General features: G+C 46.0%; 20 protein-coding genes. 16 read left to right on the forward strand and 4 right to left on the reverse strand.

Going from position 1 to position 18,406, the window contains the following annotated elements; translation table 11 throughout:
• Positions 1–57: 57 nt before the first annotated feature.
• The 3 genes from MHI21_RS04450 (at position 58) to MHI21_RS04460 (ending at position 3,245) form a co-directional block, all read left to right on the forward strand.
• Positions 58–1,143 (forward strand): iron ABC transporter permease, encoded by a 1,086-nt coding sequence (locus tag MHI21_RS04450; protein ID WP_342419512.1) that lies wholly within the window; start codon positions 58–60, stop codon positions 1,141–1,143.
• On the forward strand, positions 1,143–2,168 hold the full coding sequence (locus tag MHI21_RS04455) for an iron ABC transporter permease (protein ID WP_341162242.1): 1,026 nt from the start codon (positions 1,143–1,145) through the stop codon (positions 2,166–2,168). The genes MHI21_RS04450 and MHI21_RS04455 overlap by 1 nt, the downstream gene beginning before the upstream one ends.
• A gap of 129 nt (positions 2,169–2,297) precedes the next feature.
• Positions 2,298–3,245, forward strand: a complete 948-nt coding sequence (locus tag MHI21_RS04460; protein ID WP_342419513.1) for an ABC transporter substrate-binding protein — start codon at positions 2,298–2,300, stop codon at positions 3,243–3,245.
• Positions 3,246–3,406: 161 nt separating this feature from the next.
• Here MHI21_RS04460 and MHI21_RS04465 read toward each other — a convergent pair whose 3' ends face one another.
• The gene (locus MHI21_RS04465) at positions 3,407–3,838 is read right to left on the reverse strand and encodes a hypothetical protein (RefSeq protein ID WP_013308831.1); all 432 of its coding nucleotides are present in this window, start codon (positions 3,836–3,838) and stop codon (positions 3,407–3,409) included.
• A 197-nt stretch (positions 3,839–4,035) separates the two neighbouring features.
• Here MHI21_RS04465 and MHI21_RS04470 point away from each other — a divergent pair, with 197 nt between their 5' ends.
• The 3 genes from MHI21_RS04470 (at position 4,036) to MHI21_RS04480 (ending at position 6,316) form a co-directional block, all read left to right on the forward strand.
• On the forward strand, positions 4,036–4,335 hold the full coding sequence (locus MHI21_RS04470) for a hypothetical protein (protein WP_342419514.1): 300 nt from the start codon (positions 4,036–4,038) through the stop codon (positions 4,333–4,335).
• Positions 4,336–4,607: 272 nt separating this feature from the next.
• The gene (locus MHI21_RS04475) at positions 4,608–5,432 is read left to right on the forward strand and encodes an alpha/beta fold hydrolase (protein ID WP_342419515.1); all 825 of its coding nucleotides are present in this window, start codon (positions 4,608–4,610) and stop codon (positions 5,430–5,432) included.
• A gap of 92 nt (positions 5,433–5,524) precedes the next feature.
• Positions 5,525–6,316: a class III extradiol ring-cleavage dioxygenase gene (locus tag MHI21_RS04480; protein ID WP_342419516.1), complete on the forward strand. Its 792-nt coding sequence runs from the start codon at positions 5,525–5,527 to the stop codon at positions 6,314–6,316.
• A gap of 73 nt (positions 6,317–6,389) precedes the next feature.
• On the opposite strand, the gene MHI21_RS04485 is transcribed toward MHI21_RS04480, so the two are convergent.
• The gene (locus MHI21_RS04485) at positions 6,390–7,313 is read right to left on the reverse strand and encodes a hypothetical protein (RefSeq protein ID WP_341057963.1); all 924 of its coding nucleotides are present in this window, start codon (positions 7,311–7,313) and stop codon (positions 6,390–6,392) included.
• 214 nt (positions 7,314–7,527) lie between these two features.
• On the reverse strand, positions 7,528–8,046 hold the full coding sequence (locus MHI21_RS04490) for a DoxX family membrane protein (protein WP_071639588.1): 519 nt from the start codon (positions 8,044–8,046) through the stop codon (positions 7,528–7,530).
• Between the two features lie 249 nt (positions 8,047–8,295).
• On the opposite strand from MHI21_RS04490, the gene MHI21_RS04495 reads away from it, so the two are divergent.
• The 7 genes from MHI21_RS04495 (at position 8,296) to corA (ending at position 15,481) form a co-directional block, all read left to right on the forward strand.
• Positions 8,296–9,390, forward strand: coding sequence for a DUF3048 domain-containing protein (locus MHI21_RS04495; RefSeq protein WP_342419517.1), 1,095 nt, complete (start codon positions 8,296–8,298; stop codon positions 9,388–9,390).
• A 188-nt stretch (positions 9,391–9,578) separates the two neighbouring features.
• Positions 9,579–10,193, forward strand: a complete 615-nt coding sequence (locus MHI21_RS04500) for a DUF47 family protein (protein WP_007428879.1) — start codon at positions 9,579–9,581, stop codon at positions 10,191–10,193.
• Positions 10,194–10,207: 14 nt separating this feature from the next.
• Positions 10,208–11,197 (forward strand): inorganic phosphate transporter, encoded by a 990-nt coding sequence (locus MHI21_RS04505; protein ID WP_341162234.1) that lies wholly within the window; start codon positions 10,208–10,210, stop codon positions 11,195–11,197.
• Positions 11,198–11,436: 239 nt separating this feature from the next.
• Positions 11,437–12,885: an amino acid ABC transporter substrate-binding protein/permease gene (locus MHI21_RS04510; RefSeq protein WP_342419518.1), complete on the forward strand. Its 1,449-nt coding sequence runs from the start codon at positions 11,437–11,439 to the stop codon at positions 12,883–12,885.
• Complete coding sequence (locus MHI21_RS04515; protein ID WP_023987087.1) at positions 12,878–13,606, forward strand: amino acid ABC transporter ATP-binding protein; 729 nt, start codon at positions 12,878–12,880, stop codon at positions 13,604–13,606. Before MHI21_RS04510 ends, MHI21_RS04515 begins: the two co-directional genes overlap by 8 nt.
• Before the next feature lie 316 nt (positions 13,607–13,922).
• The gene (locus MHI21_RS04520; protein WP_342419519.1) at positions 13,923–14,351 is read left to right on the forward strand and encodes a GNAT family N-acetyltransferase; all 429 of its coding nucleotides are present in this window, start codon (positions 13,923–13,925) and stop codon (positions 14,349–14,351) included.
• A 170-nt stretch (positions 14,352–14,521) separates the two neighbouring features.
• Positions 14,522–15,481: a magnesium/cobalt transporter CorA gene (corA, locus tag MHI21_RS04525; protein ID WP_307354003.1), complete on the forward strand. Its 960-nt coding sequence runs from the start codon at positions 14,522–14,524 to the stop codon at positions 15,479–15,481.
• A gap of 6 nt (positions 15,482–15,487) precedes the next feature.
• Here corA and MHI21_RS04530 read toward each other — a convergent pair whose 3' ends face one another.
• Positions 15,488–16,003: a hypothetical protein gene (locus tag MHI21_RS04530; RefSeq protein WP_061830840.1), complete on the reverse strand. Its 516-nt coding sequence runs from the start codon at positions 16,001–16,003 to the stop codon at positions 15,488–15,490.
• A 228-nt stretch (positions 16,004–16,231) separates the two neighbouring features.
• On the opposite strand from MHI21_RS04530, the gene MHI21_RS04535 reads away from it, so the two are divergent.
• The 3 genes from MHI21_RS04535 (at position 16,232) to MHI21_RS04545 (ending at position 18,365) form a co-directional block, all read left to right on the forward strand.
• Positions 16,232–16,522 carry a YerC/YecD family TrpR-related protein gene (locus tag MHI21_RS04535; RefSeq protein ID WP_007428885.1) on the forward strand — a complete coding sequence of 97 codons (291 nt, stop codon included), beginning with the start codon at positions 16,232–16,234 and terminating at the stop codon, positions 16,520–16,522.
• Complete coding sequence (locus MHI21_RS04540) at positions 16,522–17,310, forward strand: CbiX/SirB N-terminal domain-containing protein (protein ID WP_342419520.1); 789 nt, start codon at positions 16,522–16,524, stop codon at positions 17,308–17,310. Before MHI21_RS04535 ends, MHI21_RS04540 begins: the two co-directional genes overlap by 1 nt.
• Positions 17,311–17,483: 173 nt before the next feature.
• Positions 17,484–18,365, forward strand: a complete 882-nt coding sequence (locus tag MHI21_RS04545) for a diacylglycerol kinase (protein WP_013308843.1) — start codon at positions 17,484–17,486, stop codon at positions 18,363–18,365.
• The last annotated feature ends 41 nt before the right edge of the window (positions 18,366–18,406 follow it).

Raw genomic sequence — 18,406 nt, forward strand, 5'->3', positions numbered from 1 at the left:
CATTATCGTTATAAGAGACGTGATGATTTTCAGGTATGGAGGGAGTGACCTCACCAAATGCAGTCCAAAGACAGCATGGACAAACATACAGCTCTGACAGAGAGGGCAGTTCCTGAAGTAGACATAACAGCACGTCCAGTGCTTCGAGCGGGTAGGATTCGGCAGGCGTTGTTGTTCACAGCTTCGGCTGTATTGTTGGCTTTGGCCATATTCGCCGCCATTTCTTTTGGAGCCAAGGACTTGACCGTAAGCACCGTGTGGTCGGCAGTATTTCACTATGATCGTTCGCTAATGACACATCAGATCATTCATGAGCTGAGATTGCCGCGTGTACTCGGTGCAGCTGTCATTGGAGCTGCACTGGCAGTGGCAGGCTCTCTGATTCAGGGCATTACACGCAACCCGCTGGGAGATACAGGTGTGCTAGGCATTAACGCAGGAGCGATGTTTGTAGTTGCAGTGAGTTTTGCCTTTTTCCCCAATCTACCTTATGGGACGTTAATTGTATTGTCGTTCCTTGGTGCGCTGATGAGTACCTTACTAGTATTTGGTCTGGGAGCATCTGCACCGGGAGGATTGACACCTATGAGATTGACGGTGTCTGGAGCTGTGACGGCAGCCTTGTTAGGTTCCATGACTTCGGGGATTGCGATTTATTTTGATCTAAGTCAGGATTTAGCCTTCTGGTATGCGGGTGGTGTAGCCGGGATTAAATGGTCGCAGCTTGAGATTCTTGCACCGATTTTGCTTATTGTGATCGTCTGGTCTATGGGGCAGGCACGTTCTATTTCGCTGATTTCGATGGGCGAGGAGGTGGCGTTAAACCTTGGGTTGAATCTCAGGCGTATCCGGCTTTTGGGTCTGCTGACTGTAGTGGTACTGGCCGGACTCTCTGTATCGGCTGCCGGAGCCATCGGCTTTGTAGGTTTGGTTATCCCACATATCGCCCGCAAGCTAATCGGTGTGGATTATCGTCAGATTGTGCCGCTGTCTGCATTATTGGGAGCCGTGCTGCTGGTGCTGGCAGATTTGGGAGCGAGAATGGCAAATCCGCCGGAGGAGCTAGCTATTGGAATTATGGTGTCTTTTATTGGAGTACCCTTTTTCCTCTTTCTCGCCCGTAAGGAAAGGAGGGATTTATAGTGAGTCGCTCTTTAGGGATTGGGGACACCAGAACGAAAAAGGCTTGGCTCGTTTGTTTGGTATTGGCGGGGATCAGCTTTGCCGTCCTTGTTTTGGGTTTGAATACCGGAACGATTCGTATTCCACCGCTACGCGTGCTGGATACGTTGTTTGGCGGTGGCAGTGGACGTGATCATATTGTTCTGTTCGAGTATCGTCTGCCTCGTATTGCTGTAACGGTGCTGGCTGGAGCGGGACTAGGCGCAGCCGGGGCGGTCATGCAAGGCTTGTCACGGAACGCACTTGCTGATCCCGGAGTTCTGGGACTTCACGCAGGGGCTGCGTTGGGGCTGGTAATGTTCGTTAGCTTTTTTCGCGATCTGGACGGATCAGCCGCCGTTCTGATCCCCTTGTTTACCTTTGCAGGAGGTGTCATTGCGGCCGTGCTTATTGTTTTGTTGTCCTATAGCCGCAGCAGAGGAATCGTGCCCGTGCGTCTGATTTTGTCCGGCATCGGTGTAGCCTCGGGTCTTAGCGCCATAACGCTGTATTGGTCGTTGCGGCTAGATGAGGATACGTACGCATTTACTGCACGTTGGTTGGCTGGCAGCGTTTGGGGCCGGGACTGGATACATGCAGCGGCTTTGCTGCCTTGGATTGTCATTGTACTGCCCTACGTTCTGTCGCAGACGCGCAGTCTGAACAATCTGTCGTTGGGCGATGAGACCGCAGCTGGAATCGGCACAAATGTGAAGCGCCAGCGCCTATTACTGCTGGGCGCAGCCGTGGCTCTATCCAGTGCCAGCGTATCCATGGCCGGAGGCATCGGTTTTATTGGGCTGATTGCGCCTCATCTGGCTCGCCGTCTGGTTGGGCCGATGTACCAGCATTTGCTGCCAGTAGCCTGTTTGGTCGGGGTCGTTATTCTGGTCACCGCAGACACGATTGGGCGTTCGGTGTTTCAGCCGAATGCGATTCCCGCAGGTGTGGTGGTTGCTGTGGTAGGAGCTCCGTACTTTTTATTCCTGTTGTCCCGAACAAAATGACAGAAGGAATAGGTACATATGAAATCATATGATGCAAATGATGCAACCCGCTGAAATTAATAACTAAGCAGAAGCCTTCTATATTGATCATTATAATGTAGAGTTTCTGTAGCATAGGAGAGAGTAATCATGAGAAAGCACAAATTTGAGGGTTCAGGTTTTAAACGTTCATGGGTAGTCACAACTCTTGTTGTATGCATGATCATGTTGTCCGCTTGCGAACAAGTAGCCGACAAGCAGGCTACCGATCCGAAAGCGGCTGGCAATGCGCAGACAACCATTAGTGCGGATTCGCGTATTGCTTCGATGTCTATTCATTTGACGAACAACCTGCTGGCATTGGGCATTACTCCGGCTGGTTCGGTCATTGGCGGAGATGTGAAGGATTTTCTGCCCCATGTAAAAGATCGTCTTCAAAATACCCGTAAGCTAGGTGTTGTCACAGACCCGGATATGGAAGCGGTGCTGGAGCTTCAACCTGATCATATTTTCTTGGACAAAAAATATTCGGGAACCGATGTGGCCAAATTTGAAAAAATTGCGCCGACCGAAGTTTTTGATCTGGATGAAGGCACATGGAAGGATCAATTAAAAAAAATAGCCGTTATGGTCAAACATGAAGCACAGGCAGACGCATTTCTAAAAGATTATGATACACAGAAGGAACGAGTCAAAAAGCTGATTCATTCAAAAATTGGGGACGGAACGGTTATGGCTGTACGTGTGACGGCGAAAGAGGTTCGTGTTATGGGGATGAAGCGTCCGGTAGGACCGCTTTTGTATCAGGACTTGGGCTTGAAGCCAGCCAAAGGTGTAGAAAAGATCAACAAGGCTTATCAGGTTGTTTCCCAAGAGGTTTTACCGGATTATGATGCTGATGCGATCCTTGTTATCATTAGTAAAGGCGCGGATGCCCAAAAGGTATACAAGCAGCTGGAAGGAAATACAGTATGGCAAGGTCTCAAGGCGGTGAAGCAAGGGCATGTCTACATCTTGGACGGACAACCTTGGCTGGACTATTCCGCGATGGGACATAAAATTGCTCTGGATAATGCAGAACAATTATTTTCCAAATAAGTTCTAAAGTATATCAAGCCGTATTCCCCCATGCAGCTTCTTGCAGGCCAGGAATACGGCTTTTTGGCGCACACCCCAGCTGTAAGTCGGTTGCCTGATCAAAATGAAAAGGAGCTGCTGCGATCCAAAATGAGGCAGCTCCATATAATGAGAATTGCGGGCTATGAACGTTTTTTACGCAGAAAAATCGGTTTGAGTCCAATAAAGCCGATGGCGGCGAGAATTAAATTCACCCAGGGTGAGATTCTGAATACTGGTAGTACACTGCGCAGCGCCAGTCCGGCGACAAGAATCACGACAACTAACACAACATACATCAAGATGGATTTAAGATTCATCTGGGGCTTTACAGGGGCATGGTCTGGCTGTTGTGTCTCCTCGCCTTCTTCGGGACGGTCCATAAAATTCATCAAAGCTTCAACGAGTAGAATGGCTCCTGCGGCGATGATGATAAGGGTGGATAGGCTGATTTTTTCAAAGGGTTTGATATCCCCACCTGTAAAGGTGACAAACCATCCGATAATTGCCTGTGTCAAGAAAAACATAGACAAGGCAATCCATGCAATAAGCGTATAATTTTTTGCTTTATTCATTTCTTCCTCCTGCTTTATGAGCGTATCCCGGGCTGATGGAACCGCCATTTCGTAACAAAGACAGTATACGTGAGGAAGCGTCGGATGGCAAAAGACTTTATCTATAAAATGTATATTACCGCTGCATTCTCCTCAAACTGGATACAGGGTGAGCACATAGAGCAACCTGAATATAAACGTTAAGAGGGTGTGGCATCATGAAACTGGAGAACCAGGCAGATTATTCAGTCCAAAAACGACTGGCAAACGCTTCGAACGGGAATAGCGGGGTGGTCTCGTCTACAAATGTGAGTCACCGGAGCGTTCAAGGATCATCTCCAACGTACCGTATACTGGACGATATCGAAGTGGCTGAGGATACAGAATTTGCGGGTGAACTAGGTGCACAGAACTACCGCAGCCTGTGGCATGAGGATGAACATAACGGCGCCTCTTGTAAGCTGGAGTGGGAGGGACGAACGGAGACCCACCAAATGTTTAGGAACAGCTACGAATAATGAATGTCTACTTTAATGTAGTGGATTCACTCTAATAAATGTAGTATAGCGTTCTCCGGAATCGCATCGGGGAGCGCTATTTGTTTACTTTTTTAACGATGTGAACTGACAGGTTGACAAGGAAGCAGGGCGATGATAGACTGACTTTATTATAAAATCTTATTAAACTTATCGGAATTAAAGTGAATGAATATCCTGGATGGATATTCCACGTTACTATATGAGTTTGAATTCATAAATGTGTAGTGAAGCTTGAAACAGGGGGAATCAGGATGGAACGGCAAATTGGAATTCGCTTTGAACATGAAGAACTGGCAGCAACAATTCATTATCCAAACCGTATAAATGAGGGAGATCGTCAGAAAAGGGTTCCTCTCGTTGTTATATGTCACGGTTTTGTAGGCAATCGTATCGGAGTAGATCGATTATTCGTCAAGACTGCGCGTGAACTGGCCGAAGGGGGATACTTTGTCCTGCGCTTTGATTTTGCCGGTTGTGGGGAAAGCACAGGTGAATACGGCAAGCAGGGGCTTGAGTCCATGATTAATCAGACACGTACCGTGTTGGATTACGCCGTCAATTGCGCGGACATTGACCCGACCAAGGTGACGCTGATCGGTCACAGTCTGGGGGGCGCAGTTGCCCTTCTCACAGCCGTACGGGACAAGAGAGTACAAAATCTGGTTCTTTGGTCCGCAGTGGGCTATCCGTTCAACGACATTGTCAAAATTACGGAGCGAAGCGTGTACGATGAGTCTGTTAAAACCGGTCATGCCGACTATTTGGGCTATAAGTTTACGCCTGCTTATTTTGAGTCGTTAGCTCAATTTCAGCCGTTCCAGGAGGCCGTTAAATTTAACGGAGATGTGCTCGTTGTTCATGGCACCTCGGATGATATTATTCCTGTGGATTATGCATTTCTGTTTCAAAAGATATTCTGGATGCGTCCAGAGGGACGCTGTGATAAAGAGATTATTTTCCAGGGAGATCACACTTTCTCGTCAGGTAAAGAGCGTCAACGGCTGATTGATCGAACACTTGAATGGCTGGATGAACAGGAAAATATTCAACGGGATTGGCAGCACTGGATGATCTGATTTCAGTGTGTAACGTTTTGTATTGGAAATTGCGCCTCCGCCGGAGTAAAATGGAAGAGTAACACTATACTGGCGTGTGGAGGTTGGCAGCGATGACATTACCCTCAATTTTTGTTGCGCATGGTTCACCGACACTGGCTGTAGAAAATAACGCATATACCAGCTTTCTTGCAAAGCTGGGCGCGAGCCTGCCCCGACCCAAAGGAATTGTCATTTTTTCCGCGCATTGGGATAGCCCCGATCAATGTATTGGCGCGGATGATCAGCATGCAGCGTTGCACGATTTCTATGGCTTTCCCGAAGAAATGTACTCAATCGATTACCCTGCACCAGGCGATCCAAAGCTGTATGAGGAGATAGAGCATCTGTTCAGTCAGCATAACCTGTTCCACCAGCCGGTTCGGAACCGGGGACTGGATCATGGAGCATGGGTGGTTTTGCGGCATATATACCCTGATGCGGACATACCGGTCGTACCCTTATCCATTGATTCTCGGCGCGCTCCCCAGGAGCAATACGAGATTGGGCGGATGCTGGCGCCGTTGCGAAAACAAGAAATTCTGATTATCGGTAGCGGTGGATTGGTCCACAACTTGCGGACACTCAAGCAGACGAGTGAGCCAGCCGATTGGGCCGTTCAATATGATGACTGGATTGCACAGCAGCTCCAAGACTGGAATTTGCGTCACCTATTCCAATATGACAAAAAGGCTCCATATGCCAAACAGGCGGTACCTTCTTATGGAATAGAGCATTTTTCACCTTTGTTTTATGCGATGGGGGCTGCGGATCATGAGCGCTCTGCGCATAAGCTTTTTCAGTCGTATGTCCTTGGCTCGTTGAGTCTCAATTGTTGGGCTTTTGGTCAAGAAAGTGATACGTAAATGTAAAAAAAGAACTTCCGAATCCACATGGTGTGTGGGAATGGAAGTTCTTTTGTGTATTTTGCGTCTTCGATTAATTAGAAGGCACGTTCTTTTTTAGCCAAGTGGATACCTGCGTAGTACGCTGATCTCCATTTTGATCCAATAGTGTCATAAATGCTTTCAGCTTTTGAATGTAGGTACTCTTCGAATCCATATTACGTTGAACGACGAATTGATACCCTTTTTTGGCATTCGGATGAATCTTTCCGGTATCATAATCGAATAATGGCGTATTGTTCGTGCCATAGAAAGTATAGAAGAAGTACAGATCGTGCAATTTTTTTATAGCTTGTGTACGGTTGGAATGAGGATATTGGTTTAAAAATGCCTCCTGTGCCAGCACTCGTCCGGCTAACTGTTGATAGCCGATACGGAGCGCGGCATCCTTGGTAGCCGCCTGTCCGGATTCCATCGCCATGATGTCAATATAGCTGCGGATATCTGTCGTGGTGTGCTTCCCGAAGACTTTATATTTTTCATAGTTGATGACTGGGTAGTACATGCCTTCTGCAGTTTCAAGTTTGTAGCCGGCATCTCTTGTTTGAGTTAGCAACTTTTTCAGGTTCACATCGCTTGAACGGATGATTACATTTGTGAACGAATCACCGGGTTTATAGATTTGATTTATTTTGGTTTGAACAGAGGCCGGGTATAAGGTCTTTGCATAGGAATCTAATTGCTGGTTCTGTGCATTTTCCAGATGAAGCACCATGATGGTAGCTTGAGAGGCTGGAATGGTTTGAATATGCTTTTGCAAATAAGTGAATGCCTGAGGTAGCTTGCCGGGTTGGCGTAGTAGCTGCTCGAAGGTCTTGGAGATATGTTGTACACTTTCTGCCTGAGATGTCATAGTAGACGTCGCCGCTTTGGCTGATGTCGTATATCCCAATCCCATAGTTTGCACTGTGAAAGTTACGGCTGCGAGCATGAGATAGGCTTTGGTAATTTTTTTCATGATATAACCCTCCATTACGTTCTTTGATGTAACTGTAGTGTATAGGGTAAATGTATCGTGAGCATTCCATGTTGTATCCAACTTGTAAACGTTTGGAGGGGATGATGAATCCGATAAAAGAGTTCGAGTTAGAAGGAGCTGAAAGACCCCTTGTGAGCATAACAGCACAAAAAAAATAACCATTACCCGGAGGATAACGGTTATTTTGGGATGTTTAAGCTATTTTTCGGCTAGGGTCAGCTGGAAAGGTATCTTTATTTTTACGAAACAGTCCACGCAGGAAGGGCAGTACCCAACGGTCAAAGCCAATTCTTCCGGCATTTGCACCAGCGACTACAAGGAAGATTTCAAACAGCAGGTAGATTGCATTGGTGCTTACTGTACCCGAGAACAGGAACGAGAAGTTCATAACCATAGCCATCAAAGCAGCCAGTGTAGTCAATGTACCGAGAAGCAGGCCAACCCCTACCAAGAACTCACCCAATGGGATCAGGACGTTGAACAAACCTACATTAGGCAGGGCAAAGGCTTCCAGGAACGATCCCCACCAGCCTTGTACAGCGGGATGTTCTCCACCTGTTTTAGCAATGGCCCCCGAGATAAATCCGCCTGCATCGAATCCACCTGTCAGCTTTTCAAGTCCGTGGGTCATCCATTCATACCCTAGATAAACCCGTACTACAGTCAGCAACCACATTGCCACTTTGTTTTCACGTAACCAGCTGTTAAACATTCAAACCACTCCTCTTTCTTAATCTATAATGTTGGTTGTATTTCATTTTGTTGGGGATGATCATCTTTGCTACACCTTTATTGTAGTAGGTTCAGTTACAGTTATTTGTGATAAAAATCACAAAGTCTAAATATTTTTTAAATTTTAATGTCTTTAGATAAGTATTCTATAGATTGGTCACGCTTCAATCAAGACAAAAACAGGAAATAAAGCTTATAATGAGAAAAATAACTAAGTGGAGGGATGAACTTGTCCGGGCCCATTTCCCAACGAAATCATTGGTTGCGTGTGATGGCCTCAGCTCTGTTATGCATGACGCTGATGTCTTGTTCTGCTATGTCCAATACGGGTGAATCTGAATCCGTTCCCCAACTGCCCAAGCAAGAAACAGAGAAGGAGGCACTTAAACCGCCGAAGGAGCAGTCTATTCCAACATTTACAGCTCCGCTCACCGGTCTTCCGGTGGAGCAGCCAGTTTTGGAGCGACCACTCGCTGTCATGATCAATAATGCTCCGGCTGCACGTCCACAGGCAGGACTTAGCCAGGCAGACATGGTATATGAAGTTCTTGCAGAAGGCGGGATTACCCGTTTGGTCGCTTTTTTCCAAAGTCATGGCGGAGATGTAAAGATTGGACCGGTCCGTAGCATTCGACCGTATTTGATTGAGCTGGGCGAAACCTATGGTGCGTTGCCTATACACGCAGGGGGAAGCACAGATGCCTATGCGATTTTACAGCAGCAGCGGAAGGAACATCTGGATGAGATTTCAAATGGAGGGGCTTACTTCTGGCGAAGCAAAGATCGTCGTCCTCCACATAATTTATACACAGACGTGAACAGACTGCGCAAAGGAAGCGATAGTAAAGGGTATGCCAAGCATACGGACGTTCCAGTATATTCTTACCTTAAATCCGGTGAAACCCCAGTTATGGTAGATGAGCGCGCAGCATCTTTACAAATCCGGTTTTTGCTTAAAAGCTATCGGGTATCTTATACCTATGATCCAGCGGATCAACAATATAAGCGTTTTGTGAACGAAAAGTCACATGTGGATCAAAATAATAACCAACAGCTCTCAGCAGCCAATGTCATTGTGATGAGCACTAGGCATCGAACGTTGGATGATGTAGGCAGATTAAGTGTTGAGCTGGACGACAGCGGAGAGGCCATGGTGTTTCAACAAGGACAGTTAATACAGGCTGAGTGGCAACATACACCAGGCGATGCGATTCGTTTTATGAAAAATGGGGTTGAAATCCCGTTAACGCCAGGTACATCCTATATACATGTAGTACCTGCAGATACACCACTAAAGGAACATGTAACCATAGAAGAAAATTAGAAAACGAAATACACCTTTTTAGGAAAAAATTGTCGGATAATGACCTTCTATGTCGGGCATTGTATACGTATATCATGAAATTTGCTTTTACAAACATTACAAAAACATTGATGAGTGTGATAAGATAGCAAAGGTTGTCTATTGCAGTCGAAACAGGTTGCGGATATTTTCGTAAAGGGGTAATCGTTATGAGATTGAAGAAAAAGGATATATTCTTCGAGACGTTGGAAAATATGGCAGATACGATCGTGCAAGCAGCCGATTATTTTGCCCAACATACTTCAAATCTTCAAGATGTGACTTTGTTTACAAATGAAATGAAGAAGTATGAAAATAAGTGTGATGATTACACACACACGATTATTACTGAGCTGAACAAGACCTTCATTACGCCGTTGGAACGCGACGACATCATGGAACTGACAACAACCATGGATGATGTGCTGGACGGTCTTGAAGCGACGGCTTCCCGTTTTTATATGTACAACATTACGGAGCCGGACGAGTATATTGTGCAGTTCGCTGATATTTTGCGTCAATCAGCTTACGAAATTCAGAAAGCTGTGCATTTGCTTTCACAGAAAAAATTGCTGGCCATTCGTGAATACACTATTCGCCTGAATGATTTGGAAAATCAGGGGGATGAATTATTGCGTATTTGCATCAAAAACCTGTTTGCAACTGTAACTGACCCTATTGAACTGATTAAACGCAAAGAATTGTACGAACGCCTTGAAACGACAACGGATTCATGCGAGGATGTTGCAAATATGCTGGAATCCATCATTATGCGTAACTCGTAAGGGAGTCCTTTTACATGGATACAAGTTTACTGGTATTGGGTATTGTTATTTTTCTTGCTCTGGCGTTTGATTTTATTAATGGTTTTCATGATACGGCGAACGCGATTGCAACTTCGGTATCGACCCGTGCATTGACCCCGCGACGTGCGATTATTATGGCTGCGGTCATGAATTTTCTCGGGGCAATATTGTTTACAGGCGTTGCGAAGACGATTGGTGGAAGTGTCGCTGATCCAACCAAGCTTACGAATGGAATTGATATCGTCATTGCGACGCTGATCGCTGCGATTATCTGGAACCTCTTAACCTGGTGGTTCGGTATTCCTTCATCCTCTTCTCATGCACTAATTGGTGCATTGGCTGGAGCGGTGTATGTAGGTGCGGGATCGGATAAATTGAACTGGAGCGGCTTCATCGGGATTGTCGAAGGACTTATTTTCTCCCCGTTGATTGCTTTTGTTGTCGGTTACATCGTGATGATGATTTTAAAATACATCTTCGCTCGTCGTAGTCCGCATACGGTGAACAAAGGGTTTCGTACAATGCAGGTCATTACGGCAGCGATTCAGTCGTTCACGCATGGTACGAATGATGCTCAAAAGGCGATGGGGATTATTACATTCGCACTCGTTTCGGCGGGGTATCAGGACCATTTGGAAGTACCCATGTGGGTAAAAATTTCAGCCGCAACAGCCATGGCGCTGGGTACATCTATCGGGGGCTGGAAAATCATCAAGACGATGGGAACCAAGATTTTTAAAATCGAGCCAATTAACGGATTCGCAGCCGACATTTCGGGAGCCTCTGTTATTTTCACAGCTACATTGCTTCATTTGCCCGTAAGTACCACTCATGCCATTACTTCGGCTATTTTGGGTGTGGGTTCTGCAAAGCGTTTTTCAGCTGTGCGTTGGTCGCTGGCCGGTCGAATTATTATTACTTGGGTTATAACGATACCGATTGCTGCGCTGTTATCTGGATTGATTTTCAAAATTCTTTTCTAGTTCATTATTATTTCTTGAAAAATAGGTACACACTATAGAATACACAATAAGCTTCCGTCCGCTTTTTGCGGCAGGGGCTTATTGGCATTCTGGGGCAAAACGGCTTCTTCAAAGTTCACACCTCCAGATAGTTCCATGAAACATTTTTCAAAAATAGCTGACATCAAAGTAGTCAATTTTTAATAACTCCTGTAAAATAAACAGAAAACTTTGAACCGTTCAACTGACTGGAGGAAATTATGCAAAAATCTAGAAAACTAATAGCACTCATGATTTGTTTGTTTTTCTTGGTTGCCCTGTCCGGTAATTTCGGTGTAGTGGCACATGCAGAAAATAAAACAAAGTATGATATCGGCACGGATACAACGTTCGCGCCTTTTGAGTTTGAAGATGTCAATGGTAAATTTGTCGGAATCGACATGGATTTGCTGGCAGCTATTGCCAAGGATCAGAATTTTGAATATACCATTAAGCCTCTTGGCTTTAACGCGGCAGTGCAGGCCCTTGAAACGAATCAAGTGGATGGTGTCATTGCCGGGATGAGTATTACCGATGAACGTAAGCGGAAATTTGATTTTTCCGAGCCTTATTTTGATTCAGGCGTCGTCATGGCGGTCCGCAAGGATAATGATACGGTTAAACGCTATGAGGACTTGAAAGGACAGCGTGTCGCTGTCAAAACAGGAACGGAAGGTTACACATTCGCAGAATCGATTAAGGCCAAATACGGCTTTACTACAGTACCGTTCGATGATTCTTCTCAAATGTATGATGAAGTCAAAACAGGTAATTCGGTTGCCTGCTTTGATGACTATCCGGTACTGGCATACGGTGTAAACCAAAATAACGGCCTTAAGCTGGTAACAGATAAGGAAAAAGGTGCTTCTTACGGGTTTGCTGTTAACCAAGGCAAGAACCAGGAGTTGCTGGAGAAATTTAATGCAGGGCTTGTTAATCTGCGCAATAGCGGGGAATACGATAAAATTTTGGCTAAATACCTTGGCGAATCGGGCAAAGGTGTGGCGCCTGTAGAGACCAGCCGCTGGGGACTGATTTCCGCTTCGCTGCCTTCGCTGATTAAGGGCATGGGAAATACGTTGCTGTACACACTTGTATCTTTACTCGTAGCCTTTATCCTAGGATTGGTGTTTGGCTTTATGAAAGTAAGCCATAACAAGGTGTTCCGTGGTATTGCAACTGTATTCGTCGATATATTCCGCGGTATTCCGCTGATCGTGCTTGCTTTCTTTATTTACTTTGGTATTCCACAGGCACTGGATTTCAAAATGCCGCTTTTTGTTGCGGCTGTACTGACGTTATCCCTGAATGCGGGTGCGTATGTAACTGAGATTATCCGTGGTGGTATTCAGTCCATTGATCCGGGACAAATGGAAGCAGCTCGTTCGCTTGGTCTACCCTATCGGACGGCTATGCTTAAAATCATTTTGCCACAAGCTGTGAAAATCATGATCCCGTCGTTTATCAATCAGTTGGTTATTACGTTGAAGGATACGTCCATTTTGTCTGTTATCGGTCTGGTCGAGTTGACCCAATCGGGTAAGATCATTATTGCGCGGACATTCCAATCCTTTGATATTTGGCTGGTAGTAGCGGTGATGTATCTTATCGTCATTACAGTCCTGACCAAAATTTCCAACCGTCTTGAAGGGAGAGTTCGCCGTGGGTAAAATTATCGTTAAAAACCTGAAAAAAAGCTATGGTAGTAATCAAGTGCTAAAGGGCATCGACATGCAAGTACGTGAAGGCGAAGTTGTGTGTGTCATTGGCCCGTCTGGTTCGGGGAAAAGTACGTTTTTGCGTTGTATGAACATGCTTGAAGAAATTACAGCAGGTGAGGTCATTGTCGATGACTACAACTTGAGTGACAAAAACGTGGACATTAACAAAGTCCGTGAAAATATAGGTATGGTATTTCAACATTTCAATCTGTTTCCGCATATGACCGTGCTCAAGAACATTATGTTCGCGCCGACTGAACTGGGCAAACAGTCCAAGGCAGAGGCCCGGGAAACGGCTATGAAGCTGCTGGATCGTGTAGGTTTGGTCGATAAGGCAGATGCATTGCCAGGACAGCTTTCCGGCGGTCAGAAGCAGCGTGTGGCGATTGCACGTGCGCTGGCAATGAACCCAGACATTATGCTGTTTGACGAGCCTACCTCGGCGCTCGATCCTGAAATGGTGGGCGAAGTGCTCGGCGTAATGAAAGATCTGGCGCGTGAAGGCATGACGATGATGATCGTAACGCATGAGATGGGTTTTGCACGCGAAGTAAGCGACCGTGTTGTGTTTATGGACGGTGGTTACATCGTAGAAGAAGGAACGCCACAAGAGGTATTTGGTAATCCGAAAAATGAGCGGACCATTAGTTTCTTGGAGAAGGTATTGTAAGAGGATTAAAAGTGAGGCAGGGTTTGTGTTTGTAGGCGGGGATCTCGTTGTAAGACGCTCCGCGATCCATTTGATCTTTCGATCGCTGTTGCCCCTGAATTTTTGGATTATATAAGACCTTATTAGGTGAAAATTCAGAGGCAAAGGCGAACGCTGCCGCTTCTACAGATTCAAATGGACCGCTACGCTACTGCTCGCTGAGTAGCCCCTTTTCGTGCAAAGAGCCGGCCTCACTTTTGAATGAGTGGGTGCAGGGGAAGAGGGCGCGAGTGATTTTTCATTTTTGATGTTTATTTTCATAAGTGGAGGGCTTGCTTTGAAGATAAGGACTGCTCATCATGAGGATATTCGGGCTTTGGCTTATCTGATGGAGGAGCTTGGTTATCCTACGACTGTAGAAGATATGAAGATGAGATATGATCGTATCGCTTCTGACCCTAACTACCATACTCTGGTGGCTGAAGATGAAGGGGAAGTCGTTGGGATGGTTGGACTACATGCTGATATCTTTTATGAAAGAAATGAAGATTACGCGCGTATCGTCGTTTTTGTGATGGATTCAAAACATCGTAATAAAGGCATCGGCAAGGCGTTAAATGAGGAAGCGGAAGCTTGGGCTAAAGAGAACGGGTTGGTTGCCATTGCTTTGAACAGTGGTAATCGAAGTGAGCGACAGGATGCTCATCATTTTTATCGTCGATTAGGATATGAAGCGACAAGCACAGGATTTGTAAAAAAGATTTAATTTATAATGAATTGATTATTTTATAAGGATATCTTGGGAGGCATGTTGGCCCGGAGATATCCTTTTCTTTATTAAAAGGAATTTAGAACTTGAGATTTGTATAATGTTAATTGGCTTATATAAAATATAAATAACATATCAGACGGAAGTGTAAGCGAGGGGGACGTACGGTGATACGTACATTGGCTATAGGTCATGATCATCAGGTAACAGTGGGAAAACCACTGGATCAGATCGTCATGGAGGATTATATATGGATGTGGGTAGATTTTAGCGAGCCTACAGATCGCGAGACGGAGCTGCTGACGAGTTATTTTCATTTTCACCCATTGGCTGTGGAGGATTGTATGCATGTTCTGCAACGTCCCAAATTGGATTATTACGAGGATGTGCAGTTTCTGGTCGTGCATGCGCTTGATGTAGATACGTTAGCTGCGGAAGAAGTGGATATGTTTATTAGCAGTCGTTTTTTGGTTACATATCACCATCGTGAGTTGGAGGAGCTGGATCAAGCCTGGGAGCGGATTGTCCAGCATGCGAATGAACGCAAAATATGGTCTCGAGGACCGCTGTCTGCAGCCTATACGGTGATGGACAAGCTGGTAGATAACTATTTTCCGAGCCTTTTTATGATTGAGGATGAATTGGCCGAGCTGGAGGGCTTGGGCGGTCGCGAATCCGTAGAGGAATTAATGAAGCAGGTGTTTGACCTGCGTGGCAGGCTGCTCAAGCTGCGCCGTACCATCGTACCCATGCGTGATCTAATGTACCGAGTTTTGAATTCGCAGCATGTGCAGGGCCAAGGAGATCATATGGCTTATTTTACCGATATATATGATCATTTATTGAAGCTGACAGACATGCTGGAGGCCGACCGCGAGATGACAGCCGACCTGAGGGACAGTTATATATCGCTCAATTCCAATCGCATGAATTCAATTATGAAGACGCTGACCGTAATTACGACCGTTTTTATGCCCTTGACGCTGATTGCAGGAATCTATGGTATGAATTTTTCGAATATGCCCGAGTTGGGCTGGAAATATGGATATTTTGGCGTACTGTTCTTCATGTTTTTGTTGAGTGTTGCAATGGTGGTCTGGTTTATGCGCCGAGGCTGGTTCAAATAGTATAATCTACTTTCTTTTGCGCTTGCGCGGACGTCTACGCGGGGTAGTGGTGCTTTTGCGCTGCGTCTTTTTCCGGCGTGGGCGTGGTGGTGTGTATTCATCCAATTCCTCGGTGATATCTGTGGCAGAATTTTTGCTCGCGGATTTGCCGAATGCTGGGAGCGAGCCCATAATCAGCTTCGCCATTGGAGCAAATTGCTGCACACTAGACATAACCTTTTGCACCTTGCCGACCGTAGCAACAATTCCATCAATGCCACCCATACGGTCAATGAAGCCTTTGATTTCGTTGAGATTACCGAGGTTGCCAAGACCCCCAAGCAGTCCTCCTTTGGCTGGAACCGGGTCTGGTGTGACCACGGCAGAATCCGTAATACTCGCTGGCGCCTCGTAAGGAACCAGCCCGGAAGAACCGGCTTGCGGAACCTCGTTATATGGATCGAGTCCGGGATAAGGAGATGAACTATACGGATCGGAAAGGGAACGCTGTAGCGGCCTCCGATGATAGTAGTGTCCAGGCATGAGATCACATTCCTTTGCAGGTTGATACTCTACTGTATGTTGCAAACGCACAGTGGGTTTAGGCGCGTGTCCCGAAATCAGGTATAAAAGCGGATTTGGGCATTCGTACGGTACGTTTCTATGGTCATGTAATGTTGTTCTGTAATGCGTGAAACCGTTAATGCTTGAAAAACCGACTATTCCTCGGGTACAATGAGGAGAGATCGTAACCTTGGGAGATGATAATCCATGCAGCTTAAAAAGCTTAATGATAAAAGTATTGATCAATTGTTCGAAGCTATTTTAACTCTTAAAAATTTGGAAGAGTGCTATGTATTTTTTGATGATCTGTGCACGATTAATGAAATTCAATCCCTCTCCCAACGTCTAGAGGTTGCCCGTATGCTAGGCAAAGGCAGCACATATAATCAGATTGAAGCAGAGACGGGGGCCAGTACAGCTACCATTTCACGTGTTAAACGTTGTCTGAACTATGGTAATGATGGGTATAAAATGACTCTGGAACGTCTGGGACGCTAATGCGGAGCCCTGGGATACTGGTAATCAGCCATGGCTCTAGGGAGCCATATTGGGTGGAACAGGTGGATCAGGCAGTTGCGAAGCTTCATTTGTCGGAAGAAATGCCGATAGAGGTTTCATTTTTGGAAACGGTTAAAGGAAGATTGATTCAAAATGGTATTGACCGTCTGGAAGCCTTGGGTGTAACAGATATATTGGTTATACCTTTGTTTGTGTCATCAGGCAGTACGCATGTAGATGAGATTAGCTATGCGCTGGGTGTCAAAGATGCGCCGGACAAAGAAACAGATTTGGAGCCGTTTCAACTGAAGGCGCAAGTGCATTTTGGCAGCCCGCTGGATGACGGAGAAGATGTTGCCCGCATGGTGTGGGACAAGGTTCGCCCGCTATCAGCCGACCCTGCGAGAGAGGTTATTTTACTCGTAGGTCACGGCAGTGTGCACAACGGCTTTTTTCAGCGCTGGGAGCAGGGGATTTCTTCGTTGGCCCGTACGGTGCAAAGCGTTAGCGGTATCATCACGGACCACGCTTTGCTAAATCCCGAGAGTGTGTACGACAAGGCAGCGTATTGGAATCAGGAGCGGGGTCATGATGTTATTGTGGCACCGCTATTTTTGAGTTCGGGATATTTTACAAGTCGTATGATTCCTAAACGCTTGCAGGGACTCGAATACCGTTATTCAGGAGACCCTTTATTACCGCATCCTTTGCTCACAAGCTGGATGGATAGACAAATTCGTGAATTATTGCAAAGTGTGCAGAAGCAAGCAAGGTCAAGTCATAGATAGTCTGGTTCGGCTATAGCGTCATCTTAGCCTTAAATTTCCTTATTTGGGCAAAGTCTGGCTTCTTTTATTGTAAAAGAGGTCTTTTTCCAGTATGATGATATTTTGTACAGACTGAATGTGATGAACTGCTATGTGAATATAAATATCATTAAATATACGGGTGGCGTAACGGAATGAAAAGAGCTAGATTAATCTATAATCCGACCTCTGGGCGTGAGGAAATGAAGCGTCGTCTTGCGGATGTTTTGCAGCGCCTAGATGAAGGGGGTATTGAAGCCTCTTGCCATGCAACTACGGGTGAAGGGGACGCAACGCGTGCCGCAATAGAGGCCATTGAGCGTGGGTATGACATGATTATCGCCGCTGGTGGGGACGGTACATTGTATGAGGTCATTAACGGAATGGCTGAAAGAGAAAACCGCCCGCCCCTAGGTGTGTTTCCTCTGGGGACGACGAATGATTTCGCCAGAGCACTGGGCATCCCCAAGCACTGGGAGGATTATTGCGACCTCGTTATTCGTCAAAATCCGAAGCCGCTGGATATCGGAAAAGCGAACGACCGCTACTTTATCAACATTGCAGGCGGGGGGACTTTAACCGAGCTTACGTATGAAGTTCCGAGCAAGCTAAAAACGATGATTGGCCAGTTGGCATATTATTTTAAAGGTATGGAGAAGATGGTCAGCCTTGCTCCACAGGAGCTGATCATCAAGGCATCGGGTCAGGAAGTGATTCACGACGAGTTTATGCTCTTCCTGATTGCGAATACGAATTCGGTGGGCGGGTTTGAAAAGCTTGCTCCTGGGGCGACAATAGATGATGGACTGCTCGACGTCATCGCTGTACGGAAATGCAATCTGGCGGAAATGATCCGATTGGTAACACTTGCGCTGCGTGGTGAGCATTTGCAGGACAAGAAGATTGTTTATTTCAAAACAGATTACATGGAAGTGACTTCACCCGGCTATGTCCAGCTTAATCTGGATGGCGAACTGGGGGGCACTTTGCCAGCGACTTTCCGGAATTTACCTCATCATTTGAATGTTTTCCGGTGAGAAATAAGTGGGGAATTCTTCTGTTTCCGGGCGAAACCGCA

This window comes from Paenibacillus sp. FSL H8-0168 (assembly GCF_038592955.1).
GTDB classification, from domain to species: domain Bacteria; phylum Bacillota; class Bacilli; order Paenibacillales; family Paenibacillaceae; genus Paenibacillus; species Paenibacillus polymyxa_B.